Below are 25,445 nucleotides of genomic sequence, written 5' to 3'. Positions count from 1 at the left end.
TCTCCTTTTATTAATATTAACCTATCTGGTTTTAAACGAAGTTCGTTTGGCTAAGGTTCACTACAAAGCTAAATTTCGATTTGCGGTGAAGCTATCATGCTAAGTTTTGCAGGGCTTAGCGGGATGTCAAATTAGGTAGTATTGATATCTATTATTACTACCTAAAACGACCCGTGGTGAGACGTTATGCCCTTTAGAGCGGCTTATTTTTGAATAAATAGTATATCTTTTGGCTGAAAATTAGCCACAAAACGCGTGCAATGTTGGATATTACTACCTAATTAGCTACGTGCCGGAGCCAGGAATAGCCAATATTTGTTATTTACTACCTATTTTGCCCCGTGAGTTCGTAAATTGACATTCAATAGTACCTAATTTGCTACGTGAGATAAGATTAAAACGGTTTTTAATGGAGAGTTTTACGGTTTATTGATATGAAGTTGTTAATGTTAAATTGAAAAGGTGAACAGTTGTTAAAGGACTTGTTTAACTTTTCGGTTTTAAAAGCAAAATATTGCGCTATGTGTTTGTCAGAAAAGGGCTGATTAGATTTTGAAAAGAATACTACCTAATTTGCCCCGTCAGTGTGAATAACAATAAATATCTGCATTAAAGCTTTAATAAACTTTGGTTTAGTACATGCAAAGCAAAACTTATTTTATGGAGACTCTATGTGAAAATTCAGTGCTTGCATTGCTTTCAACTGGGCTTGGGTATCAATGTCATATGCAGCGTTAGGAAGTGCTACTTTTTGATAATGGGCTTGATTTTTGATGAGTTTAAGTGCGCCTTGGTCACCTTTTAATTTGAGCAGTTGTGGCCAATATTGCTCTGGAATAATAGCCGGACTGCCAATCTGGTTTTGATATTCACTGCAACAGATTTGTGTTGGAGATGTTTGATATTGATCTATCAGTTTTTGTAAGTCGCTGGCTTGTAAACAAGGTAAATCCAATGGCACAAAAAGTAGCGCAGATTGTGAGTCATCTTGATTGTTGCGCTTAGTTAAATTGCGCACGGTTGTGACGGCACACTGAATAGAACTCGACAGGCCAGTTTGCCAACTGTTGTTGTTTACACAGGTAATATGCTGTTTATATTCCGCTTTAATCGCGTTTTTAATTAACTGTTGTTGATAACCTAAAATTAAAACGATTGGCGTTGCCAGCGAACTGAACTTTTGCAGTTGTACGTTAATGAGCTGCGCCTCGGTATGCGTGAGTTTGTGTTCATTGTGTTGCGAATTTGCTTTAGCATTGACGTATATCGGCGCAAGCTGCTTAATATCGCCAAATCTAGCACCTTGTCCGGCGGCCAATAACACGAGATAAATCATTTAATATCCTTGTTTTTTCCCACTGCTTTTCTATCGCCAGATTTACTACTTTAAGTCAAAACGAATTATCAATTGGTTGGTTTATTACGAAATGCAGATAAAGATAATGGTAGGCCGTCAAAGTTTAATTGACAACAAAAAACGAGTGTAGAACAAGGTTTGTATCATCAAGTCGAAAATTAGCAGAATTCTAAATACAGGTCAGTGCTATGCTTAACATTAAAGGTACGTAAAGGGCTGGCATGTATGGACAAACAACAAGAAGAATTTGATGTGTTGGTGATAGGGGGTGGCATTAATGGGGTCGGTATTGCAAATGACGCGGCAGGGCGAGGGCTTAAAGTTTTATTATGTGAACAAAATGACTTAGCCAGTGCAACGTCATCTGCCAGCTCAAAACTTATTCATGGTGGGCTCCGCTATTTAGAGCACTGCGAATTTTCTTTAGTGAGATCAGCTCTGCAAGAGCGTGAAATACTTTTACAAAACGCCCCTCATATTATTTCGCCATTGCGTTTCATTTTGCCACACCAATCGCATTTGCGCCCAGCATGGCTGATTCGCCTAGGATTGTTTTTATACGATCATTTAAGCAAAAGAAAAAGCTTTAATGGCTCACGATATATTAAATTTGATCAAAATAGCCCTTTAGCAAACGGGATAACAGCAGGCTTTGAATACTCAGATGCCTGGGTTGACGATGCGCGGCTGGTCGTACTCAATGCGATGTCTGCGCGACAAAAAGGCGCACAAATATTCACCCAAACCCGCTGTATAGAAGCGCGCCGCATTACGGATAAAAATGGCTGGCAAGTTAAATTACAATCCAACTCAAAAACTAATTTAGTCACAACGGTAAAATGTAAAACCATCGTAAATGCGGCCGGGCCATGGGTCGAAAGCCTCTTCACGGGTGTTTTCCCGCTTAACGCACCCAGTCATATACGATTAGTAAAAGGCAGTCATATTGTCGTACCCAAAATTCACGACGACCCGCAAGCCTATATATTACAAAACGCAGATAAACGAATTGTATTTGTGATCCCGTATTTAAAGAATTATTCGCTTATTGGCACAACAGATATTGATTTTCAGGGAGATCCAGCAAATGTTTCAATCGAAAGTGCTGAATCTGAGTACTTAGTGAACGTTTGTAATACTTACTTTAAACATAAGATCCATGTATCCGATATAGTACACAGTTATTCCGGTGTTCGGCCATTAGTTGACGGGCAAAATAAACATGCACAATCCGCTTCTCGAGGCTATTCGTTATTTTTGCAAAATATTGGTTCGCAAAATATTGGCCAGGATCACCAAAATGTCGCGCCCTTGTTATCTGTCTATGGTGGAAAAATTACAACCTATCGTAAACTGGCCCAGAAGGCCGTCGATAAACTGAAACCTTATTTTTCAGCAGTAACAGCCAGCCAGACGTTACGCGAACACTTACCGGGTGGAGACTTTAGCAGTAAACAACAGCTAGCTGCAGAACTTAATCGTCGGTATGGTTGGTTACCAAAACCATTAATTGCGAGATTTGTCAGTAGTTATGGCACATTAAGTTTTAAAATACTGCACGGAAAATTATCTATCTCAGACTTGGGTCTACAATTTAGTGACTATTTTTATCAAGCCGAAGTAGATTATCTAATCGCTCACGAATGGGCGAAAACGCTTGATGATATCCTTTGGCGACGGACAAAACTTGGGTTACAACTTACTCACATCGAAAAACAAAAGTTAGCAGACTACCTATACACTAAAGATATGTAAGTATCTTTACTAAAAACATATTTCAACAAAACGCTTTATGAGGTAGGTTTGGGTGAACCCAAAGCGACCTTAGCGGATTGTGTTACACTTTGCATTAGAACTCTTTAAGTGGCTGAGTATGTGCAAGAGCAACAAAAAAACACGCTGAATTTGCAAGACAAATTGATGATATCAAGCGGTACCTTTAGTGCTTTTTTTATTCGTCAAGGTGTCGGTGTACTGGCAATCCCTTATTATCAAATGACATTGGCCGTAGATCCTTTTTTGTTAGCCGCGGCCATGATGATCCCTTTGTTACTTGCTTCTTTGCTTGGTCCTTGGGTTGGGCAATTTAGTGATGCATGTCAGCAAAAATATGGCCATCGGCGACCATTTATTGTTTTCGGTGCACTGATTACCGCGATTTGTTATGGTGCAATTTGGCAAGTACCTGTAGGTTGGCAGGGTGAAAATCAATTGGTTTACTTTACAATTGCGTATTCATTGTTTTGTATTGCCGCAGAGTTTTTTTTAATTCCTTATATTTGTTTGGTATATGAAGCGACTGACAGTAGCCAAGAACGCGTAAACTTACTGGCACTTAATTCGATAGTTGGTAAAGTTTGCTCGCTGATTTACCAATGGGCGTTTCCGCTTGCTCAAATGAGTTTATTTGGCGGTTTGTTCATGGGTATTAAATGGGTTGGCTGGGGCATTGCCATTATATTTATTGCTTTGGCTGGCATGTTACCGGCTTTTTGGCAGCAATCTACACATACTTCTAGATCAGAATATGTCCCGGCCAGTAAACCGCCACGCGATTTAATAAAAAATCTAGATCAAGTGTTAGCCAATCCAGCTTTTGTTCTGTTGTTGTTGATTACTTTTTCACAATATTTTATTTCAGTTTATGCTGCATCTATGGATTATTACCTGATCGTTTATTATATGCAGGCTGGAGAATTGGCTGACGGTGCATACTGGAAAGGCATTGTCTCAACCGCTTATGCTGGATTTGGGTTACTATCTGTCCCCTTGATTTTAAAGTTAGTTTCATCTTATGGGCGATTGAATGGTTTTATCATTGTTTATCTTATTACTGCCTTAGGTGGCGCTGTAAAATGGTTTGTCTATACACCGGGCGCTGAATATTGGTTATTTCTGGACGCCATGCTAGGTTGCGTCGTATGGGCTTCAATGGCGATATTATTACACTCTTTAGTGGCGGATACCGCAGCTAACAAAGCAATACATTCTACTAATTTAAATGGTGTATTTGTATCTGTACATAATATTGTTACCCAGCTTTGTATTAGCGGCGCAATGTTGTTTTCTGGTTTTACTTTAAATCAAATAAATTTTGATGCGCAGCTAGGTGGGCAGCAAAGCGCTTCAACTATTGTTGCAATGCGCGTTATTTTATCTATCGGAACCGTATTATCAGCGGTACTTGCATTAGTTGCTATTTATAGATTAAAAAAGTATCAACGGCTGATCGGAAATGGTTGAAGTAAATTATCATTAACACCGCAAATTAAAAATGCTCTGTAATTCCTAAACTACAGAGCATTTTTTTGTTCAAATCTGAAGCATTCGTCAGCAAACCTATTAAACACCAGCTTTTACATCAAACGTGTCCAGTTTAAAATTTTACGGCCTGTTAAACTTCAGCTGTTTGCGGTAATAACTGCGTTAAATCTAACGCATTAGCATCGCGCAAGGTTGGCAGCAACACTTGATAAGCATTTGTTAAACTACTGACAAATTTTTCATTCTTGGCTAACTCAGGTGGAAAAACAGCTTCGAGTGTCAGAAATTGTTTAACATCTTTGTTCGCATCATCAACACAATTTTGTGCAATCTCAAATAGCTGATCGGCGAGTGGGTCAACTAAAGTTTCTTGTTCAATAAAGCGCTTGCGACAAAACAAACACCATGCCGCTAATGCGACTGACAGATAATCGATGCTGATCCCAGCTTTTACGTTATGCTCAACAATTGGAATGATGCGCATCGGTAGTTTTTGCGAACCATCCCATGCGATCTGACTTAATAAATGGCGGATTGCCGGGTTTCTGAATCGGTCTAAAATTGCTTGGCTATATGCATTTACATCTAATTCTTTGGGGGCAACAAAAGAAGGAATAATCTCCGTTTTTATCAATTGCTGAATAAGCGAAACCAACTCAGGGTTTTGCATTGCATCGTAAACGGTCTCAATTCCAGCCAGAACACCTAAATACGCAAGCGTTGAATGCGGACAATTTAACAACCTCAGTTTTGCATTTTCAAAACCACGCACATCAGATGTTAAAGTTGCACCTACTTCAGACCATTTTGGACAATCAGCAGGCAGAGTATCTTCAATAACCCACTGTACAAATGCTTCGCGTTTAATTGGCCAGTTATCTTGAATTGCCAATTTATCCTGCACCTGAGCGCGCAACGCATCGTCTGTTGCAGGTGTTATGCTATCTACCATAGTGCAGGGGCTAATAAGATTGTCGTCCAACCACAAAGCCAATGATTCATCCACCTGATTGGCAAATTTAACAATGGCTGCTTTTAGCTTTTTACCATTGTCGGTGAGGTTGTCACAGCTTAAAACCGTAAAAGGCTTTAAACCTTGGTTTTTACGTATGGCCAACGCACTTATCAATAAACCAATAGCTGTAACAGGCTGGTTATTTGCGCTTAAATCTTGTTTTATTTCGACGTTATCTAAATCAAGTTCGCCTTTGTTGTTCAGGCAATAACCTTTTTCCGTAATGGTCATTGAAACCAATTTACATGCTGGCGACGTTAATTTATCTAAAATTTGTTGATGGTGACTGCCGGCAACGAACACTTCGTTAATTGAACCTAATATTTCATAAGAAGTTTGGGCATCCAATACCGCTAAAGTATACAAACCATCTTGCGGTGATAACGCATCACAAACACCCGTTGAGCGCATTGAAACACAAGTGATACCCCAATCACCACCCAATTTCTGCATGACTTGGTGTGTATACCAAGCTTGATGACCTCTAAAAAATGCACCGGGTCCTAAATGAACAATACCAGATTCGGGCTTGTTATCTGCTGTACGGTAATTGGGCACTGAAAATTCGTTTATGTTGTTTAGTGTTTGCACATTTAATGGCTGCACGGTTGAGTATCCTCAATTTTGGCGTATTTACAGCTATCATACATAGTTTGTATGTGCTTGTTAATGTTTATATGTGAAATTTTGGGTGTTTTTTAGTAATTATTTATATTTTTTTACACGGTATTTAAAAATTTTTAGTTTGAATGTTTGTCTTATCTTTATTGTTCCTATGTGGATTGTTTGTTGTGTATGTAAAAATTAACTCATGTTCTCGCTTTGCTGTTTTACGGTTCTGTATGATTTTAAAATATCTTTAAAAACAGGTTGATATGAAATTTTTATGAGTTATTCAACACGCAATTGAATGTTTTTTAAATCTAAATTTAAAGGTTAAATATAAATATATAAATTTATATATGGAATTTATAGTGGAAAAATACACACTCGGTGTTAAAATTGACAAACTTAAGTGAATAAAAGAGAGAAAACACATGAGATCGATTGTATGTGTAGAGCCAGGTGTACTGGAAAAACATGAATCAGATAAACCAGTGCCGAAAGCAGGCGAAGTTGTGGTAAAAATTAAATCTATCGGAATTTGTGGCACAGATATTCACGCATTCGGCGGCAACCAGCCATTTTTCAGCTACCCCCGTGTATTGGGACACGAGCTTTCGGGTATTATCGAATCAGTCGGGGAAGGGAGTCAGTTACCGGTTGGTCAATCTGTTTACATCATCCCATATTTAAGTTGCGGTGAATGTATTGCCTGTCGCAATGGCAAACCCAATTGCTGCACTGATATAAATGTATTGGGTGTGCACAGAGACGGTGGAATGTGCGAGTATTTATGTGTGCCCGAAACGGCCGTTGTTAAAAGTGAAGGATTGGATTTTAATGATTTGGCAGTTATTGAATGTTTGGCAATCGGCGCACATGCGGTTAGACGCGCTAACATCAGTGAACAAGACACCGTTTTGGTGTTGGGTGCCGGGCCTATCGGAATAGGTGCATTGCAATTTGCACAAGTTGCCGGTGCTAAAGTTTTGATCTCGGATGTGAAAGAAGACAAGCTGAAGTTTTGTCAAGAAAAGTATAACGTTGCCGGTACCGTTAATGCGTTAGGCGATGTAGAAGCCCAGTTAGCACAGCTCACACAAGGTGAATTTCCAACTGTCATTATCGATTGCACAGGTAATGTATCGGCCATGAAAGCTGCATTTACACAACTGGCACATGGCGGTACGATTGTTTTTGTTAGTGTCGTTAAAGGTGAAATTTCATTTACCGATACAGAATTTCATAAACGAGAAACCACCTTATTGGGTAGTCGTAATGCAACGTTGCAAGACTTTGAGCATGTTGTAGCATGCCTGAAAAGCGGTCAAGTCAGCAGTCAGGCGTTAGTGACGCATACCGCTAAATTCAGTGATTTAATCGAAAGTTTTCAAACTTGGGTTAAACCAGAATCAGGCGTGATTAAGGCCGTAGTTGAAATGGACTAAAAGAGAATAACAAGATGAAAATTGATTCCCACCAGCATTTTTGGCAGTTTACCGAAGAAGATTATGGTTGGATTGGTGAGGACCAATCTGTTTTGCGCCGTGATTTTTTTCCGCAAGATTTAAAACCCGTATTAGCGCAGAATAACCTAGATGCTTGTATTGCGGTACAAGCACGTCAATCTGATATTGAAACTCAGTGGTTGCTTGAACTCGCGCAGCAAAACACCTTTATTAAAGGGGTTGTCGGCTGGATAGATATTGCCGCAGACAACTTGCCTGAGCAACTTAAACAGTATCAGGGAAATAAATTACTAAAAGGCTTTCGACACGTATTACAAGATGAACCCGAAGCTGGTTTTATGTTGCGCGAAAAATTTGTGCGAGGGCTAAAAATATTAGCAGAGCAGGGGTATCGTTATGACCTGTTAATTTTTGCGAATCAGCTACCGGAAGCTTTGCAACTGCTTAAACAACTCCCTGATTTGCCAATTGTTTTAGATCACATAGCCAAACCAGATATCAAAACAGGCCATAATTTTGCAGACTGGAAAACCAACATTGAAAAATTAAGCCAGTATGCAAATGTGATGTGTAAAGTTTCAGGCATGGTCACCGAAGCCGATTGTCAAAACTGGCAAGCAGAAGATTTTTATCCTTACCTCGATGTCATTTTTGGCAATTTTGGCGCTGACAGGGTTATGTACGGATCGGATTGGCCGGTTTGTTTATTAGGTGGCGATTACTCGCAAATCAAATCAATTGTACAAGCGTATGTAAACGCAAACTATAAAGCTGATTTTGACAAAATATTTGGATTAAACGCAGCCAAGTTCTATCAGATTGACTAGTGCCTAAATTCATTAAACAGAGTAATATCCTATGAATACACCATTCCCGAAAATCATTTTTGGTACCAGCAGTTTAGGTAATTTATTTGTTGAACTGGACGAACAAACCAAACTCAAATTGGTAGATGCCGCTTTGAACTCTGGCAGTAAACCCGTTGTTTTTGATAGTGCCGGTAAATATGGTGCGGGTTTAGCGCTGGAGTCATTAGCGCAGAGTTTAAAGCAATTAGATGTAAACCCAGACAGCGTCAAAATTAGTAATAAATTGGGCTGGAAAAGAACCCAGCTCACCACAGCTGAACCAACCTTTGAACCCGGTGCATGGATAAATATAAAACATGATGCCGTGCAGGATATTTCGTATCAGGGCATTTTAAATTGTTACCAGCAAGGCAACGAATTATTAGCACCCTATAAAGCGCAAATTGTTTCAGTGCATGATCCTGACGAGTATTTAGCCGCTGCCGAAAATGATGATGATTATAAAAAACGACAGCAGGATATTTTAGATGCGTATAAAGCACTTTTAGAATTAAGAGAGCAGGGTAAAGTAGAATCGGTCGGAGTGGGATCTAAAGATGTATCCGTGATAGATTTTATCAGCGATCATATAAAGCTCGACTGGGCGATGTTTGCTTGCTCTTTAACACCTTTTACACATCCCGAAAAAGCACTTAACTTGCTAAAGAAGCTGGGTAAACAAGATGTCACTATTATTAATTCAGCGGTATTTAACGCCGGCTTTTTATTAGGGAGTGATAACCTCGATTATAAAAAAGTTGATCGTAGCAGCCATCCCGAGGCTTATGCATGGCGTGACAAGTTTCAAGCTTTGTGTGACAAACATCATATTCGACCTGCTGAAGCCTGTGTTCAGTTCTCATTTTTGTTTGAACAAGTGAAATCTATTGCACTGAATTCGAGTGCACCAAGTAGAGTGACAAGTAACACCGAGCTTGTAAATTCCCGCGTACCACAAGCGTTTTGGCAGGACATGCGCAATGCCGGATTAATGGATTGTGACGTGTAAATTTTTTTGAGTATTGGTTTATACATCAAGTTAAAAACCAATACTCGTTTTTTAATCAACACTCAGTTTTTAAACCGCATCTAATGCCTGTGTCACATCTGCAATAATATCGTCGATATTTTCAATACCTACAGAAATTCTAACCAAATCTTCACTCACACCTGCGCTTTTTAATTCGTCAGGGTTTAATTGACGGTGCGTCGTACTGGCTGGGTGGCAAGCTAATGATTTAGCATCGCCAATGTTGACCAAACGCAATATCATTTGTAATCCATCAATAAATTTAGCGCCGGCTTCAGCACCACCTTTAATACCAAAGCTTAAAATACCGGAAGCTTTGCCGTTTGAGATTTTCTGACAGTTTTTATTGTGAGGGCTGTCCGCTAAGGCTGCGTAGTTAACCCAACTTACTTTTTCGTGCTGACTTAAAAAGCTGGCTAATTTTTCAGCGTTTTCACAATGCCGTTCCATGCGTAAACCTAACGTTTCTAAGCCTTGCAAAATTTGAAATGCATTCATCGGAGAAATAGCCGCACCTGTGTTTCTTAAAGGGACAACTCGGCATCTACCTATGTAAGCAGCTGGGCCTAACGCTTCAGTATAGACAACGCCGTGATACGAAGGATCTGGCTCATTAAGCAATTTAAAGCGATTTTTATTGGCGACCCAATCAAACTTACCCGAATCAATGATAATTCCGCCGACAGATGTACCATGACCGCCGATGTATTTTGTTAAAGAATGCACAACAATATCAGCTCCTAACTCAATTGGACGACACAAAAATGGCGTTGCAACTGTATTGTCTACAATGAGCGGTACACCGTGTTTATGCGCAATTTCGGCCAATTTTTCAATATCGACAACATTACCTGCCGGATTACCAATTGACTCACAAAAAACAGCGCGTGTATTTTCATCAATAGCTGCGTCAAATCCGGCAAAATCGTTTGCCGATACCATACGCACATCAACACCCTGGCGTGGCAAAGTATGAGCAAACAAATTATACGTACCGCCATATAATTGGCTGGTACTAACAATATTAGTACCGACTTCTGTTATACACTGAATGGCATACGTGATGGCGGCCATGCCGGAAGCCAGTGCGAGCCCGGCAATTCCACCTTCCATTGCTGCAACCCGTTGTTCTAATACATCCGTTGTTGGATTCATTATGCGGGTGTAAATATTGCCCGGAACTTTTAAATCAAATAAATCAGCCCCATGCTGAGTGTTATCGAATGTATACGAGGTTGTTTGATAAATGGGCACTGCAGCGGCTTTAGTGGTGGCTTCTGATTCATAGCCATGATGTAAAGCTAAAGATTCTAATTTCATAAATTCCCCTTTATGTTTTTCTTGTTGTACGACTGAATTTTAAATGCAAGCAAAACCTATATAGGTTAGCTCAATAATTTGATCTATGACCCGCTAAATACCGGTAAATTCCAAAATAACGAAAATATTACAATTTGTCATATAACTGTATATTTAGTGCCTAAAACGATACAATATCGGGTTTTAGATTATAAGAGCGAAATCGTGTTTAATAGAATTAAACTTCTTTTATGCTGTGTCAGTTTAGCTTTTTTAATTATCCCCAATGCGTTCAGTAATGGGATCTACTCTTCTCAGCAGCTAAAATTTCATCATAAAGTTTTAAATGATTTTGCTAAATTCAGCATTCCGGGTGGCGCTTATGTTGTGATTAAAGACGATCGTATCGTCGCGCTCGAAACGATAGGCTATACCGATTTAACGAAATCCAGCACAGTGAATGCTGAAACCGCTTTTCGTTTAGCATCGGTATCTAAAACCTTTGCTGGCACGTTAACAACTATGCTAGGTCAGGAAAGATACCTGAATTTAGATGATCCGGTGACGCGTTTTGTACCGCATTTTAAACTGGCGGAGGTTGATGCTGCGCACAAGATAACACTGAAACATTTATTAAGTCATTCTAGCGGTTTAATGCCTAATGCCTATGATAACTTGTTGCATGAAAACTGGAGCATGGACAAAATAATAGACAGGTTTAGTAAAATTGAACCTTTGTGCAAACCAGCTCAATGTTATGGTTATCAAAATATAGCGTACTCTTTAGTGCAGCCAGCAATAGAAGCCAGTCAACCTAAAACCTATGCACAGTTATTACAGCATAAAATTTTTACCCCGTTGGCAATGGCGAATGCTTCGGTGGGCTATCAACCCTTTATCCAAAGTCATAATATCGCCAAACCCCATATCCTTAAAAAACGCATTAATACCGGGAAATATAATCGACATGGTAAATCGATAAAACAGTATGTTTGGCGCACTGTGTCAATTGCACCCGATTATTATAAAGTTTCACCCGCCGCGGGCGTGAATGCCAGTATCTTAGATATGGCCAAATGGCTTATTGCAAATTTAGGCTATAAACCTGAAATACTCTCGAAAGAATTACTCACAGAGATAACCGAGCCCAGAATTAGAACCAAACGTGATTTGCGCAAACGATATTGGCGCCGCTTACTACAAGATGCACACTACGGATATGGTTGGCGAATCTATCAAATGAAAGATTTTAAGTTAATTTACCACTCTGGCTGGGTTGAAGGATATAGAGCGGATATTGGTTACGCGCCGGAATTAGGGATTGGTTTCGCCATGTTGATGAATGCTGAATCGAACGTCATTGGCCGCTTGTCTTCAGAATTTTGGTCAAACGCAAAACTGTATACCAGTGGGATATGATTTTTTATGAGTTGCCTATACTCAATAGTGGTGCTAACATTTGTGAGTACAAGTTAGATTTAGGCAATACATTATGGACACTCGCATACAATTTAGAGTTGATGAAGAAACTAAACGGTTAGCACAGTTAATGGCAGAAAGCCAAGGACGGACATTAAGTGATGCATGCAGAGAGCTCACTGTAGGCTTAGCGGAAGAACAACGAAAAAAAATGGCTCATGACTTGTGGTTAACAGAACAAATAAATGCTGCATTTGAAAAATTTGATAGCGGCAAAGCTAACTTTATTGAGCATAATGAAGCAAAATCTCAGATGGATGCTAGAAAGAATAAGATCCGTAATAGAGATAAAACATGATCTTTTGGGAAGAAGAGTCACTAAATGATCGCGAAAAGATATTTGAATTTTTATTTGATTTTAACCCAGACGTGGCAGAAAAAACCGATCAAATAATTGAGTCTAAAGTTGAAAACCTTATTGAGCAGCCCTTAATGGACGTTCAAAGAGATAGTTTTAGAGGACACATATTAATAATCCCTGAAGTATCAATGATAGTTTCATATTGGATTGATGGTGAAACCATTCGTATTATGCGGGTTTTACACCAGAAGCAGAAATTTCCACAAGATTAAAAGCCAACTGTTTTTTGTCCTTTTGGGCGTTGTTATAATCACACTACTTTAAATTTTCATCTAATGACTCTGAAGTTGCCTTCATTTCATTAACAAGAAAGCTAGAAATAAAATGAGTCGGCTTGTAATTTGGTAGAACAATATCAATTTTTTTTGTGTCCACCCTAAACTAGCAATTATTTCTTGTATTTGCTTTTGTGCTTCATTTGTCCCCATATGTCTTTTTACCTTTCGTAATATTGAAAATGTTCCGCACGGGAACATAGATAAACAATGTTGGCTTTATTAACTTTCGAATTGGTAACAAATGTGCAAGCCGCCGTTGCTTGTGGGTTCACTAGTAAATTTTGTTCGTTTAATTGCCTGATTATATTTTTTATACCATAATTCAATATATATTGGTATTTTAAGGTTTTACATTATGGTTAAGAATACAAGCGTAACATTAGGCGAGCATTTCGATCATTTTATAAATCAGCAAGTTAAATCAGGTCGTTATGGCTCAGCAAGTGAAGTAGTGCGTGCAGGCTTAAGAGCGCTAGAAGATCAGGAAACAAAGCTAATGAATTTACGCAATATGCTAGTTGAAGGTGAAAACAGTGGAGTTGCAGATTACTCGTATGATTCTTTGATTTCAGAGCTGGACAAAGATAACCGCTAATGTCGAAATTCGAATTATCAGGAAAAGCCAAAAACGATTTAATTAACATAGCCAAATATACTCAATTAACTTGGGGAATATCGCAAAGGAATGATTATTTAAAACAGTTAGACAATACTTTCCGTCAACTAGCCAGCGAACCTATGCTAGGGGTTAGTTGCGATTATATTAAAGAAGGTTACAGAAAACGCCCTCAAGGTAGCCACGTAATATATTATAAAGAGCATAAAACTAACCAAATTTTAATTGTAAGAATATTACATAAAAGTATGGATATTAACCGCGCGCTCTGAAAAATATAACGCTTGACCTATAAGGATTTGAGAACCCTCCCTAGACTGCAACTTCTGAAATCCAACTCACTATTACAGCTCATCAACTCCAATTCAATCAAGCCCTATTTAGCTCGGTACCTATCACCATTTTTATCTATTCAATTTTCATCCATTCCATTTTTACCTGGTTAGGTTTATCAGAAATACGAAAATTTTTATGTGTCACTTTGAGCAGTTAAACACAATGAACAGCATATAAATAAATTTACTGGCTAATGAGAACGAGAAAAATATGAAACTTTATTTAAAGACGGCGTTTGCTGTTGTTATCGCTGGTTTTGGATTTAACACATATGCAGATACACATACATATACAGATACGCAAGGCAATCAATCGGCTAGTTCGACTCAATTTAAAGGTAAAAAAAGTATCGACTTGTCTCAATGGCAACTCGTTTGGCAGGACGAATTTAACTACCCAGATAAACAGCTAGATAAAAATTGGATTTCACAAAATGGCCCAACGGAAAACCCTTGGGTTTACAGTAGTCGCTGGCGTGAAAATGCGCAAGTGAAAGAGGGTGTTTTACACTTAAAAAGCATTAAAGAAACCCGCGGTGGTCAAGATTGGACAACCGGAAATGTCTGGAGTAAACGCACCTTTGGTTATGGTTATTTTGAAGCAAGATTTAAATATGCTGAAGCATACGGCACCAATAATTCATTTTGGTTCTGGCCAAAACAAGGGGTTGATGAAGGGCAAAAAGCGTGTGAGATAGATATAAACGAAGGTCATTACCCTAATATTATTAATACTAATGTACATAACTGGACAGACAAATACACCTTACCCAATGGTCGAATTAGTCACAGTGACGACCAAAAACATTGGACACTGTTAGGGCAGCCCGATCACACAATAGAATTAAAACAAGCGATTAAAGCAAAAAAAGTGCGTTTAACTTCGCTGAATCCCGCGTCTATTCATATTTCTGAATTTAGGGTATTTGAACCTTCATCGGCTGGATATCCGTCTGCGAAAGACGACTTACCGCAAAACAGCCCGTTAAATCATGCGCTGTCTGCGGATACTCATTTAACGACTAATGGGGTATTTAACAAGCTTCCATCAAAAGAAGAATTTGCCATAGACGGCAAGTTGAACACCCGCTGGGTGTCTGAAAAACATGGTCAAAAATGGCTGCAATTAGAGTGGGATACACCTAAAAATATTGGTGCGATTCAATTTGTAAATGGTTGGGAGCAAGAGTATGGCGACTCTCAAGGCATTTACCGTAATTTGATATCAGACTATGTGCTTGAGTATCACAATGGCAAAGCGTGGATTGAACTTAAAAAATATCAAGCAGCTGAAGCAGTGGCGAATTTTGGTCAAGAATATCACACCTACGGATTAGAGTGGGATCAAGACTATTTTAAGTTCTACTTTGATGGCGAGCTATTTCACACCATGCGCAATGATGTTTGTTTTAGCGAACAAACGATTTTATTCAGCTTAGCAATATTAAAAGCCGATATTGCGGGACCGGTAACGGATGCAATTGATGGCACGAGCATGAAAATTGATTGGGTTCGTTATTATCAGCGCAAACCATAAAGCACATTGGGGTTAAATGATGAATAGTATTGATATTAGTGTCATAGTGATATTTACCCTGCTGGTGGTGGGCTGTGGTTTAAGCTTTTCCAGCTCGGGTAAAAATATGAAGTCCTATTTTTCAGCAGGTGGTGCGCTGCCTTGGTGGATGAGTGGGTTATCTCTTTTTATGAGCTTTTTTTCAGCTGGCACATTCGTTGTCTGGGGATCAATTGCTTATTCGCAAGGCTGGGTTGCTGTAACAATACAATGGACTATGTGTATTGCGGGGCTGGTGATTGGTTTTTTTATTGCGCCAAAATGGCAAAAAACAAATGTATTAACCGCGGCCGAATTTATTAAAGCACGTTTAGGCCGGCGCGTGCAAAAAGTGTATACCAGTATCTTTTTGGCAATCGCTACCTTTTCAACCGGCACGTTTTTGTACCCAGTCGCAAAAATTGTGGAAGTTTCAACCGGCTTACCTATTACCAACACCATAATTGGTTTAGGTGTGCTTATTTTACTCTACACAGCTGTGGGCGGTTTATGGGCAGTAATCGTCACAGATATATTGCAATTTGTGGTATTAACTGCAGCTGTTTTAGTGGTTGTGCCATTATCGCTGAATGAAATTGGCGGTGTTGCAAATTTTATCGACAAAGCACCTGAAAACTTTTTTGCATTAACCAGCGGTGAATATTCTTGGGGCTTTATTTTCGCGTTTGCCTTATACAATCTGTTTTTTATTGCCGGAAACTGGGCTTATATTCAGCGATATACCTGTGTTGCCACCCCACAAGATGCAAAAAACGTAGGTTGGTTGTTTGGCGGCCTTTATCTTATTAGCCCGGTTATCTGGATGCTTGCGCCTATGGTTTATCGCGCGCTCAACCCTGATTTAGCCGGTTCAGATAACGAAGGTGCTTACCTTTTAATGTGTAAAGAGGTATTGCCTGTTGGCATGCTGGGCTTAATGCTGGGCGGGATGATATTCGCCACTTCAAGTTCAATAAATACGGCGTTAAATATTACGGCGGGTGTTATTACCAATGATGTTTTTAAACAATTTTATCCCAACACCAATCAAAAAACGTTAGTTAGAGTCGGCCGCTTGTCAACCATTTTATTGGGTTTGGTAACCATAGTGATTGCGCTGCTGGTGCCTTATATGGGCGGCGTGGTTGAAGTGGTAATGACAATGGCTGCATTAACTGGTGGTGCGTTATTTTTACCGCCGATCTGGTTGTTGTTTTCAAAATATCAGCGTGGCTTTTCTATTTTAACCACCTCAATTTTAACGCTGGCCATTAACGGCACATTCAAATTTATAACCCCTTGGTTATTCGACTTTTCGTTAAACCGCGCGCAAGAAATGCTGCTCGGGGTGCTGGCACCCGTTGCAATATTAACGGTATTTGAGCTTATTTATCGCAGCCAAAAGCAACCCGCGCCGTTATATCAAAGCTACCTAAAATCACAGCAACAAAAAGAAGATGTCGCGCAGCAGCAGGATGCTGGGCAGCATGAAGCAGATAACTCTAAAGGTAACAGAGTGATTGGTTTTGGCATTTTAGTCACTGGCCTGATTTTATTTTGTTTAGCCTTGCTGGCTGAAAAAGGGGCATTTGTTGTTGGTGCAATGGCCTTAATCGTAATAACGCTGGGTGGGTTTTTGTTGGTGAAGTTTAACAAGCAAGAGAAAGCTGAGGTCAAATATGAGTACCAATAACAACAGCAATAATAATAACAACAGGAGTTTTCCTTGGGATATTCCGCAAACCAAGCCAGACAGAGCGCTAAGTCAGGCAATGTCGCGTCTATATGCCAACTATTTAACGCCAAGGCCGGAAGATAACCCACTTTTTACCAGCTTTAAATATACCGAATTAGTGGGATTTAATTATAACGGGCACGATGGCACAGTATCACGCAGAGATCCGTCTAAAGTGATTCTTGTCGGTGATACTTATTATATGTGGTACACCAAGCGTGATACACAAACACCACCTCAAGGTGCTGAAAAATGCACAGACAGCATCCCTTCGACAGATTGGGATTTAGCTGAAATTTGGTATGCAACCAGTCGAGATGGATTTGTCTGGCAAGAGCAAGGCTGCGCTATTGCTCGTCCTGCTAAACCCCAGCCCGGCTGGCGTTCGGTTTCGACACCGGACATTTTAGTGTGGAAAGGTAAATATTATTTGTATTACCAAGCCTTTATGCAAGCCAGTGGAATTAAAGGTGATCATTGTCCGGTCACTTTGTCTTATGCCGATTCGCCGGATGGCCCTTGGACGCCATGTAATCATATCGTGGTAGAAAATGGCGAGCCGGGGAGTTGGGATCAGTTTTCAATTCATGATCCTTACTTGCTGGTATACAAAGGTAAAATTCACCTTTATTACAAATCAGCATTTGGCGACCGGCCTGACTATTTGGTGGCGAATGGTTTAGCGACCGCGGACGATCCGCTCGGGCCATTTCACAAACACCCACTAAACCCAATTTTAAATTCCGGTCACGAAACCACTTATTTTCTGTTTAAACAAGGGATTGCGGCATTTGCTATTCGAAACGGCAATGAAAACAACAGCATTCAATATGCGGATGATGGCGTTAATTTTCACCTTGCATCTGTCACCTCGTTGATGCCAATTGCCGCAGGGCCTTTTGTACCAGATGCTTTTACCAATTTAGATAGCGATACAACAGCCAACGGACAGGGTATTAGTTGGGGGATATCACACTTTAGCGATAAAACTGACCCGACAACCAAACACAGCTTTTTAGGCAGATTTGATTGCAACTTAATGCAAAATGGCGGCAATAAAGATATGAAAGAAACGGATGTGATTCATCACCCCAGCGTTTATTTTGCCCAAAAGCTCAGCCCGCAACAAAAAAAGCAGCGTGAACAAAATGCAAGAGAGAGTAAAAAAACATGTTAGTAGAGCAATTTAGCGCCCAAACCAGACAAAACAAAACACTAGAATTAACCACTGAATTTGTCGTAGCAGGTGGCGGTTTAGCAGGGGTATGCGCTGCTATCGCCGCTGCTAGAGCTGGCACTAAAGTGGTATTAATACAAGACAGACCGGTATTAGGTGGTAACGCGTCGAGTGAAGTTAGAGTTTGGGCATTGGGTGCAACTTCTCACATGGGCAATAATAACCGATGGTCACGCGAAGGCGGCATTATTGACGAAATCATGCTTGAGAATTTAAAAGTGAATAACGATGGCAACCCCATTATATTTGATGCGATTTTGTTAGATAAAGTCATAGCTGAAACCAATATTACGCTGTTATTGAATACCGCTGCGTATCAAGTAAACAAATCAAATGAGCGCACAATAGACAGTGTGCAGGCTTTTTGTAGCCAAAACTCAACAGAATATAAAATTAACGCGCAACTATTTTGCGATGCAACAGGCGATGGTTTAGTTGCGTTTAATGCCGGTGCAAGTTTTCGAATTGGTGCGGAATCGCGCGATGAATTTGATGAGCAACTTGCGCCAGTGAAAGCAAACAATCAACTGTTAGGCCATACGCTATTTTTCTACAGTAAAAAATTAGAAAAACCAGTTAAATACACCGCGCCTAAATTTGCTTACACACATCAAGAAATTGGCGCTAATCCACGCTCAAAAAATATCCAAGGTAAAGACTCAGGTATAAAATTCTGGTGGATAGAATACGGTGGAATTCATGACACGATTTATCAAACAGAAGATATTAAATGGGAGTTGTGGAAAATTGTTTATGGTATTTGGGATTATATAAAAAATAGTGGCAAGTTTGAGGACGTTGAAAACTTAACACTCGAGTGGGTGGGCACCGTGCCGGGCAAACGCGAAAGCCGGCGTTTTAATGGCGAATATATGCTTAAACAGCAGGATATTGTTGAACAAGTTGAGTTTAACGATGCGGTATCTTTTGGCGGATGGGCGATTGATATTCACCCATCGGAAGGTATTTACAGCGATCAACCCGCCTGTAGCCAGTTTCATTCAAAAGGCGTATATCAAATACCTTATCGCTGTTTTGTTAGTAAAGATATCGACAACCTTTATTTTGCAGGCCGCAATATCAGCGCGACGCATATGGCATATGGCTCGACCCGAGTGATGATCACTTGTGCGCATGGTGGGCAAGCCGTTGGCACTGCGGCGGCAATGTGTATTGAAAAACAATTATCACCCAAACAGTTGTTATCAGCAGAACTTATGACTGATTTGCAATACAGGTTAAACAAATTTGGCCATGGCATACCCGGTATTCCACTTAATAAACAAAATGGTTTAACTAAACTTGCACAAATCAGTGCAAGCAGCGAGCTTAACCTGTCTGAATTTTACCCAAGTGGTGAATATATGCGTTTAAGCCAAGCCTGCGCCCAACTTGTACCGCTGACAAAAGGCGCTGTACCTAAAGTGACTGTTAAAGTAAAAGCGAGCAGGCCAACCCAGTTAAAAGTTGCGTTGCGTGTAAGTGCCAAAGCGCAAAATTATACCCCTGAAAAGAATTTAAAAGAGATTGAAGTGGAGCTTGTAAGCGGCGAGCAAATTATTCACCTTGATTTTTCTGATATTAATCTTGCAGATCAATATGCGTTTATCACGTTTTATGCAAACGAGCAGGTATCTATCGCGCTTTCAGCGCAGTTAATTACAGCTACAATGCCTGTTTTTAACAAAGTACATAAAGCGGTTTCAAATACAGGTAAACAAACTGCACCTGAAAATTCAGGAATTGAAGCATTTGAATTCTGGACACCAGAGCGCAGGCCAAAAGGGCAAAACTTAGCTTTAAAATTTACGCCCGCTATTGCTGCATTTAACGTTAATAATCTGGCGAATGGCCATTTACGACCCTGGTTAAAAAGTAACGCTTGGGTCGCTGATTTAAACGACCCGCAGCCAAGTATTCGTCTTAGCTGGGAAAAAGCTGTATCAATTAAAGAATTAATCCTATTCTTTGATACAGATGCCGATCATGCGCTGGAAACGGTTTTAATGGAACATCCAGAAAATGAAATGCCTTATTGTGTTAAAAATTACAAGGTTAAGCTTGCAGATGGCACGATATTGCATGAAGTGAAAGGCAATTATCAAACCGTTAATCGAATTATACTTGAGCAAGCAATCGAGGTATCAGAAGTGATAATTGAACTAGAGCACCCAAGCAAAACTGTGCCAGCAAGCTTATTTGAAATTGAAGTGAATTAATTTTCATGACGGCAGTTAAGGCAAACGCGCAAGCGGGTATACAAGCGGACAGCGTAGATGACATCAACTTGATTGATCGAGTGCGCAGCGGCGAGACTAACGCATATTCGCACTTGGTTAAACGCTACGAATGCTCAGTACGTGCGGCTTTGCGGGTGCGCTTGCATGATACCAGCGAAGCTGAAGATTTAGCGCAAGAAACCTTTATAACGGCCTATAACAAGCTGAATGAATTTGACGAATCACGCCCCTTTGGGGCGTGGGTACGGGGCATTGCGATAAACTTACTTAAAAATCATATCAGAAAGCTAAAACCGCTAACAATTGGTAGCGATAGCGAACTTGAATTGATGATAAACGAGCAAATAGACACACATTATACAGCCGATAACGAAGTTGCTTCAGTAAACGCGCTGCAAGATTGCATGAGCAAATTAACAGATAAAGTAAAACAATTGATATTAGAACATTATGGTGAAGGTTTTAGCATCGCCGAACTGACGCGTAAACACGGTGTACGTCACTCTGCTATGACAATGCGTATGTTTCGCATCCGGCAAAAATTACGTGAATGTATTGAGAATAATCTCAAGGAGTATTCATAATGAGTGCATCCGATCAAGATAACAACCCGCAAGCTTCAACACTCAGCAAAGAACAGAAACGCCTGATTGCCGATTATCTGGCTGGCAAAGACGTACAAGCACAGCTTATTGAAGCATGTAAAAACAACCCGAATGTAAAACAAGAACTGGCAAAATTAATCGCTAACGACAGGCTTATCCGTTTTGAAATTGAATCATCTCAGCAAAGTCAAAGTGTGGATGAACAGGCCGGCTTTTCGGCGTCTGTTATGAATAAAATTATTACGCAAGGCAGGGCACCTAAATCGATTCTGCATAAGCCGATTCAACATAAGCCAACTCAACAGGCGTCTGAAACCGGTAAAATTACCAACTTCAATCAGTATAAAAAACAGCCGCGTAATTGGTTCAGTACTTTCTACGCACTGGCTGCAAGTGTTGCGGTATTTGTTGTTGGTTTTTTTATTACAAGTTTTCTGTTTGTTCAAAATAATTTGGCGGTTGTGACAAAAGTCGCCGCTGTTTCTGCCGTGAATAATTTGGTTGTGGGCCAATCAATTAACCGCGGTAAAATTTCACTGGATGCGGGTTACAGTGAAATTAAAATGGGCAATGGGGTGATATTACTGCTCGAAGCACCGATTCGTTTAGATATTCGCTCGCAAGATTTGGTGATTTTAGAAAAAGGCAAATTGGTGGCAAAAGTACCGCCACAAGCCATCGGTTTTAGAGTGGATACACCCAGCTCTGAAATTATTGATTTAGGCACTGAGTTTGCAGTCGATGTAAACGATAGAGGCGACAGCCAAGTACATGTTTTAGAAGGCGAAGTTAAAGCCCGCTCATCAAAGCTGCAAGCTTATAAAATGCTGCGAAAAAACCAAGCGTTGTCATTTAGTTTAGATGAAAAAGTCGAATTTATTAAAAGCAGCCCCAACTTATTTATGCGCGCTTTACCGGGTAAATCCGTTGCTAATTCAGATTATTTGCACTGGTCATTTGACAGCAAACAATTAGACAAGCAATTAGACAAGCAATTTGGCAATAAGCAAGCGGGTGCTTTTTTATCGAACGGAAAAGGCATTTCAGGTAAACAATATCCAGCCTATGATAAAACACCAGAAACGACAGCAGGACAGGGCGAGATAGCACAAACCGTTGGTGTGTTTGGACAAGCCATTGCTTTTAATGGCATGAACAATTGGCTAGAAACAGACTTTCCCGGTATTGCAGGCGATGCGCCCAGAACCGTTAGCTTTTGGGTTAAAGTACCAAAAGATATCGAAAAGCATGAAGTGTTTGGTATTGTCAGTTGGGGCACACAAGAGTTTTATTCTGCTTGGCAAATATCACCTAATCCGTACCCACAAAATGGGCCTTTAGGGGCGCTGAGAATTGGTACTTATAATGCCCAAGTGGTCGGCACGAAAGACCTGCGCGATGGTCAATGGCACCATGTTGCGGTTGTTTTGTATGGCGGCGAATCTTCAGATATTTCTACACATGTGCTTATGTATGTAGACGGTGAACTGGAAAAAACACATGGTAAATCTTTTGCCAAAGTCGATACCAAAATAACTCAAAAAAATTCGCGCCCGCTCGCACTTGGCCGAAATATTGGTTACGAAGCAGAGCACGAACCTAATAAATACTTTAGAGGCAGTGTCGACGAGTTGTATGTATTTGATACCGCGCTTGAACAACAACAAATAAAACAACTGATGCAGAGCAATAAGTTTAGTTTTTAGATACATAACATTCACGTTGAAAAAAGTGACCGGGTTGCCGGTTACTCAGCACTTGTTAAACGCTTATTGTTGCATATTAGTCAACCACGGCTTAAGTTTATGAAATGATTTATTTATAACTAATTGGAATGGCGTTTATTCCCACATGTTGAAAACATACCCTATTGGAGTATACTTTGATCTATAAGACCAAAGTTTTTGCTTCTTTAACAAAAAAAGAAGCTCTATCAGACAATGATCTTATTAATGCTTGTAAGGAAATGAATAATGGACTCTTTGATGCTGATTTAGGTGGTAATGTTTACAAGAAGCGTATCGCATCAGGAAATAAAGGCAAAAGCGGAGGATTCCGCACAATTGTCGGTGCAGTTTTAGGAAATAAGTATTTTTTCCTATACGCGTTTGCTAAAAGAGATAGAGCTAATATTAACGCAAAAGAGAAATTAGCCCTAAAAGAATTAGCAAAAGAGTTTTTAGAATTTAGTCAGGATGAGCTTAACCAATTAATTGAAAATGGTGAGCTCATTGAGGTAGGTAAATTATGAGTGACATTTTAAAAGCAGTGCACAAAACAGCAAAAGGCTTGCAAAAATCAGGTGCTATCGACAAAACCACAATGCGAAAGTTCGATGCGTTGTGTTTAACAACTGTTCATGAGTTTACCGCCGAGCAAGTGCGCACCCTTAGACAAAAAAATAATCTTTCCCAGCCAGTGTTTGCTCGCTATTTAAATGTTAGTGATAAGTTGGTCAAAAAGTGGGAGCAAGGTGAGAGTAAGCCTAGAGGTGCGGCATTAAAAATGTTATCTCTAGCTGAAAAAAAAGGCCTTGAAGCAATTGCGTGATCAAAAGATAACAAACGCCTTAACAAAGGACGTAAAAAGCTTGACTTGCGTAACTTCGTTCTTAATTTTAGGAGGGGTCGTCACATGAGGTGGGCATTTATAGATTATGAGAACATTGGTTGCTTGAGTAAAATAGACTTATCTGTTTATGAAAGAGTGGTTGTTTTTGTTGGTGCTATTAGTGCACCCTTGCACCTCACAAGCCCGGTGTTGAGTTCTGTTTATATAAGGAAATAAAATAGGCTGTTCGTCATGGTTGGCTTTTTTCAAAGCAATAAAACCAATAAAAAAGCTCGTTGGGTTGTATCAGATTTCGCTGCGCTAATCGGAAATAAAGTTGCAAACAATGATCAAATTGGTACGTACTAAATAGTGAACAACAGCAAGATTTTGGTCCTTTACCTACGTTAACTGCTGTAAAGCAATATGTTAATAGTGGTACAACTCCGATAGGACAACATAATCTATCTTCAAAACATGGACGGCAGCAAAGTAAAAAAGAGTTTAATGCTTATTTTAGCAAACTATTTATTGGAATACGCCAAGCTTATGGTTGACGAAGGTTACAGCAATCGACAGGTAGAAGAAATAGCAGGCGCAGGCAAGTCAACAGTGTCACGTTGGAAACAACGTTTAGGGAAGATGAATAAAGATGGCTGGGCTAAACGATAATTATCGCTCAACCCTGTTAGAGTCAGGGATTAAAATGCGCTAGTCGTGTAAATCACCTTACAGAGTATCTTTACATATTGCACTATAGTAAAGATGTGATATTCTTTACTAAACAAACATTAGTAAAGAGATGTTTATGGCTAAAGTAAGCCCAAAAAGACAGATTACATTGCCGCTTGAACAGTGCGCAATCGCACACATTAACGCAGGTGATGATGTAGAAAGCTTTGTCGATAGACAAGGTGTTATTTCTATCGTTAAAAAGCAATCTGGCGCAGCAAGAGGCTTGTTAAAAGGTATTGCAGGTAACACTCAAGTTAGTGAGCAAGAATCATTAGAGAGTGCTTTAGATAAATGATCGCAATAGATACGAATGTATTGCTTCGTTACTTATTGCAAGACGATGAAAAGCAAGCATCAAAAGCTGCAAAATTAATTTTAGGTACTGAGCCTGTCCTTATTACTGATGTAGTATTGACAGAAACGGTCTGGACGTTAAAAGGTAAACGCTACAACTTAAGCAAGGAGCAAATTATTGATGTAGTTCATGCGCTTTTTGCAGAGCCGAATTTAAAGTTTGAAGATGGTCTGTCGGTATGGGGCGCATTAAAAGACTTCTCTAATGCAAAGCCCATAAAATCAGGTGGCAAGACAAAGCAAGCTGACTTTCCGGATGCGCTTATTGTAAATAAAGCGAAGCGTCACGGTCAGTTAACTAAAAATGAAGTTTCAGCTATTTTCACTTTTGATAAGGCCGCGTTAGAGATAGATGGAACTGAGAAACCGTAACAATTGGAAAACGGGCATGATTGAAGTCACAAACCAACTCACTTTTATCGACCAATTAGGTTTGCCGATCTCTATGGGGCTGGCTCAGTAATCTGTCGTTTTACCATG

Annotated in this window: 24 protein-coding genes; 21 read left to right on the top strand and 3 right to left on the bottom strand. The window is 39.8% G+C overall.

What is annotated here, in order from left to right:
* Positions 1 to 658: 658 nt before the first annotated feature.
* Positions 659 to 1,336, bottom strand: coding sequence for a nucleotidyltransferase family protein (locus FNT16_RS17840; RefSeq protein WP_143873099.1), 678 nt, complete (start codon positions 1,334 to 1,336; stop codon positions 659 to 661).
* A gap of 246 nt (positions 1,337 to 1,582) precedes the next feature.
* On the opposite strand from FNT16_RS17840, the gene glpD reads away from it, so the two are divergent.
* Positions 1,583 to 3,112, top strand: coding sequence for a glycerol-3-phosphate dehydrogenase (gene glpD / locus FNT16_RS17835; protein WP_143873097.1), 1,530 nt, complete (start codon positions 1,583 to 1,585; stop codon positions 3,110 to 3,112).
* A gap of 108 nt (positions 3,113 to 3,220) precedes the next feature.
* Entirely contained in the window at positions 3,221 to 4,600 is a 1,380-nt protein-coding gene (locus FNT16_RS17830) for an MFS transporter (RefSeq protein ID WP_143873095.1), read from the top strand.
* A 151-nt stretch (positions 4,601 to 4,751) separates the two neighbouring features.
* Here FNT16_RS17830 and FNT16_RS17825 read toward each other — a convergent pair whose 3' ends face one another.
* Positions 4,752 to 6,242, bottom strand: a complete 1,491-nt coding sequence (locus tag FNT16_RS17825; RefSeq protein WP_143873093.1) for a mannitol dehydrogenase family protein — start codon at positions 6,240 to 6,242, stop codon at positions 4,752 to 4,754.
* Between the two features lie 431 nt (positions 6,243 to 6,673).
* On the opposite strand from FNT16_RS17825, the gene FNT16_RS17820 reads away from it, so the two are divergent.
* The 3 genes from FNT16_RS17820 to FNT16_RS17810 are packed head-to-tail and all read left to right on the top strand — an operon-like array spanning position 6,674 to position 9,565.
* Positions 6,674 to 7,687 carry a zinc-binding alcohol dehydrogenase family protein gene (locus tag FNT16_RS17820; protein ID WP_143873091.1) on the top strand — a complete coding sequence of 338 codons (1,014 nt, stop codon included), beginning with the start codon at positions 6,674 to 6,676 and terminating at the stop codon, positions 7,685 to 7,687.
* Positions 7,688 to 7,701: 14 nt separating this feature from the next.
* Complete coding sequence (locus FNT16_RS17815; RefSeq protein WP_143873089.1) at positions 7,702 to 8,535, top strand: amidohydrolase family protein; 834 nt, start codon at positions 7,702 to 7,704, stop codon at positions 8,533 to 8,535.
* 31 nt (positions 8,536 to 8,566) lie between these two features.
* Positions 8,567 to 9,565: an aldo/keto reductase gene (locus FNT16_RS17810; protein WP_143873087.1), complete on the top strand. Its 999-nt coding sequence runs from the start codon at positions 8,567 to 8,569 to the stop codon at positions 9,563 to 9,565.
* 69 nt (positions 9,566 to 9,634) lie between these two features.
* On the opposite strand, the gene FNT16_RS17805 is transcribed toward FNT16_RS17810, so the two are convergent.
* Positions 9,635 to 10,906 carry an O-acetylhomoserine aminocarboxypropyltransferase/cysteine synthase family protein gene (locus FNT16_RS17805; protein WP_143873085.1) on the bottom strand — a complete coding sequence of 424 codons (1,272 nt, stop codon included), beginning with the start codon at positions 10,904 to 10,906 and terminating at the stop codon, positions 9,635 to 9,637.
* Between the two features lie 204 nt (positions 10,907 to 11,110).
* Here FNT16_RS17805 and FNT16_RS17800 point away from each other — a divergent pair, with 204 nt between their 5' ends.
* The 16 genes from FNT16_RS17800 to FNT16_RS17730 all read left to right on the top strand — a co-directional run bounded on the left by FNT16_RS17800 (position 11,111) and on the right by FNT16_RS17730 (position 25,337).
* A complete protein-coding gene (locus FNT16_RS17800) occupies positions 11,111 to 12,304 on the top strand; it encodes a serine hydrolase domain-containing protein (RefSeq protein WP_246072569.1) in 1,194 nt (397 codons plus the stop codon).
* Between the two features lie 73 nt (positions 12,305 to 12,377).
* A complete protein-coding gene (locus FNT16_RS17795) occupies positions 12,378 to 12,662 on the top strand; it encodes a damage-inducible protein J (protein WP_143873084.1) in 285 nt (94 codons plus the stop codon).
* Entirely contained in the window at positions 12,659 to 12,937 is a 279-nt protein-coding gene (locus FNT16_RS17790; RefSeq protein WP_143873082.1) for a type II toxin-antitoxin system RelE/ParE family toxin, read from the top strand. The genes FNT16_RS17795 and FNT16_RS17790 overlap by 4 nt, the downstream gene beginning before the upstream one ends.
* 421 nt (positions 12,938 to 13,358) lie before the next feature.
* On the top strand, positions 13,359 to 13,598 hold the full coding sequence (locus FNT16_RS17785) for a type II toxin-antitoxin system ParD family antitoxin (protein ID WP_143873080.1): 240 nt from the start codon (positions 13,359 to 13,361) through the stop codon (positions 13,596 to 13,598).
* A complete protein-coding gene (locus FNT16_RS17780) occupies positions 13,598 to 13,891 on the top strand; it encodes a type II toxin-antitoxin system RelE/ParE family toxin (RefSeq protein ID WP_143873079.1) in 294 nt (97 codons plus the stop codon). The genes FNT16_RS17785 and FNT16_RS17780 overlap by 1 nt, the downstream gene beginning before the upstream one ends.
* Positions 13,892 to 14,165: 274 nt before the next feature.
* The gene (locus tag FNT16_RS17775; protein ID WP_143873077.1) at positions 14,166 to 15,491 is read left to right on the top strand and encodes a family 16 glycosylhydrolase; all 1,326 of its coding nucleotides are present in this window, start codon (positions 14,166 to 14,168) and stop codon (positions 15,489 to 15,491) included.
* Between the two features lie 16 nt (positions 15,492 to 15,507).
* Entirely contained in the window at positions 15,508 to 17,202 is a 1,695-nt protein-coding gene (locus FNT16_RS17770) for a sodium:solute symporter family protein (RefSeq protein ID WP_246072566.1), read from the top strand.
* Positions 17,189 to 18,421, top strand: a complete 1,233-nt coding sequence (locus tag FNT16_RS17765; protein WP_143873075.1) for a glycoside hydrolase family 117 protein — start codon at positions 17,189 to 17,191, stop codon at positions 18,419 to 18,421. The genes FNT16_RS17770 and FNT16_RS17765 overlap by 14 nt, the downstream gene beginning before the upstream one ends.
* Positions 18,415 to 20,700, top strand: coding sequence for an FAD-dependent oxidoreductase (locus tag FNT16_RS17760; RefSeq protein ID WP_143873073.1), 2,286 nt, complete (start codon positions 18,415 to 18,417; stop codon positions 20,698 to 20,700). The genes FNT16_RS17765 and FNT16_RS17760 overlap by 7 nt, the downstream gene beginning before the upstream one ends.
* A 5-nt stretch (positions 20,701 to 20,705) precedes the next feature.
* Positions 20,706 to 21,305 (top strand): RNA polymerase sigma factor, encoded by a 600-nt coding sequence (locus tag FNT16_RS17755; RefSeq protein WP_143873072.1) that lies wholly within the window; start codon positions 20,706 to 20,708, stop codon positions 21,303 to 21,305.
* Entirely contained in the window at positions 21,305 to 23,032 is a 1,728-nt protein-coding gene (locus tag FNT16_RS17750) for a LamG-like jellyroll fold domain-containing protein (protein WP_143873070.1), read from the top strand. The genes FNT16_RS17755 and FNT16_RS17750 overlap by 1 nt, the downstream gene beginning before the upstream one ends.
* A gap of 176 nt (positions 23,033 to 23,208) precedes the next feature.
* The gene (locus FNT16_RS17745) at positions 23,209 to 23,577 is read left to right on the top strand and encodes a type II toxin-antitoxin system RelE/ParE family toxin (protein ID WP_185976788.1); all 369 of its coding nucleotides are present in this window, start codon (positions 23,209 to 23,211) and stop codon (positions 23,575 to 23,577) included.
* Positions 23,574 to 23,876: a helix-turn-helix domain-containing protein gene (locus tag FNT16_RS17740; RefSeq protein ID WP_143873068.1), complete on the top strand. Its 303-nt coding sequence runs from the start codon at positions 23,574 to 23,576 to the stop codon at positions 23,874 to 23,876. Before FNT16_RS17745 ends, FNT16_RS17740 begins: the two co-directional genes overlap by 4 nt.
* 507 nt (positions 23,877 to 24,383) lie before the next feature.
* Positions 24,384 to 24,548: a hypothetical protein gene (locus FNT16_RS20450; RefSeq protein WP_185976819.1), complete on the top strand. Its 165-nt coding sequence runs from the start codon at positions 24,384 to 24,386 to the stop codon at positions 24,546 to 24,548.
* 136 nt (positions 24,549 to 24,684) lie between these two features.
* Complete coding sequence (locus FNT16_RS17735; protein ID WP_143873067.1) at positions 24,685 to 24,906, top strand: AbrB/MazE/SpoVT family DNA-binding domain-containing protein; 222 nt, start codon at positions 24,685 to 24,687, stop codon at positions 24,904 to 24,906.
* Positions 24,903 to 25,337: a type II toxin-antitoxin system VapC family toxin gene (locus FNT16_RS17730; RefSeq protein WP_143873065.1), complete on the top strand. Its 435-nt coding sequence runs from the start codon at positions 24,903 to 24,905 to the stop codon at positions 25,335 to 25,337. The genes FNT16_RS17735 and FNT16_RS17730 overlap by 4 nt, the downstream gene beginning before the upstream one ends.
* Positions 25,338 to 25,445: the final 108 nt, after the last annotated feature.

Source organism: Catenovulum sediminis, assembly GCF_007289895.1.
GTDB classification, from domain to species: domain Bacteria; phylum Pseudomonadota; class Gammaproteobacteria; order Enterobacterales; family Alteromonadaceae; genus Catenovulum; species Catenovulum sediminis.
This window is presented reverse-complemented; position numbering and strand designations above follow the sequence as displayed.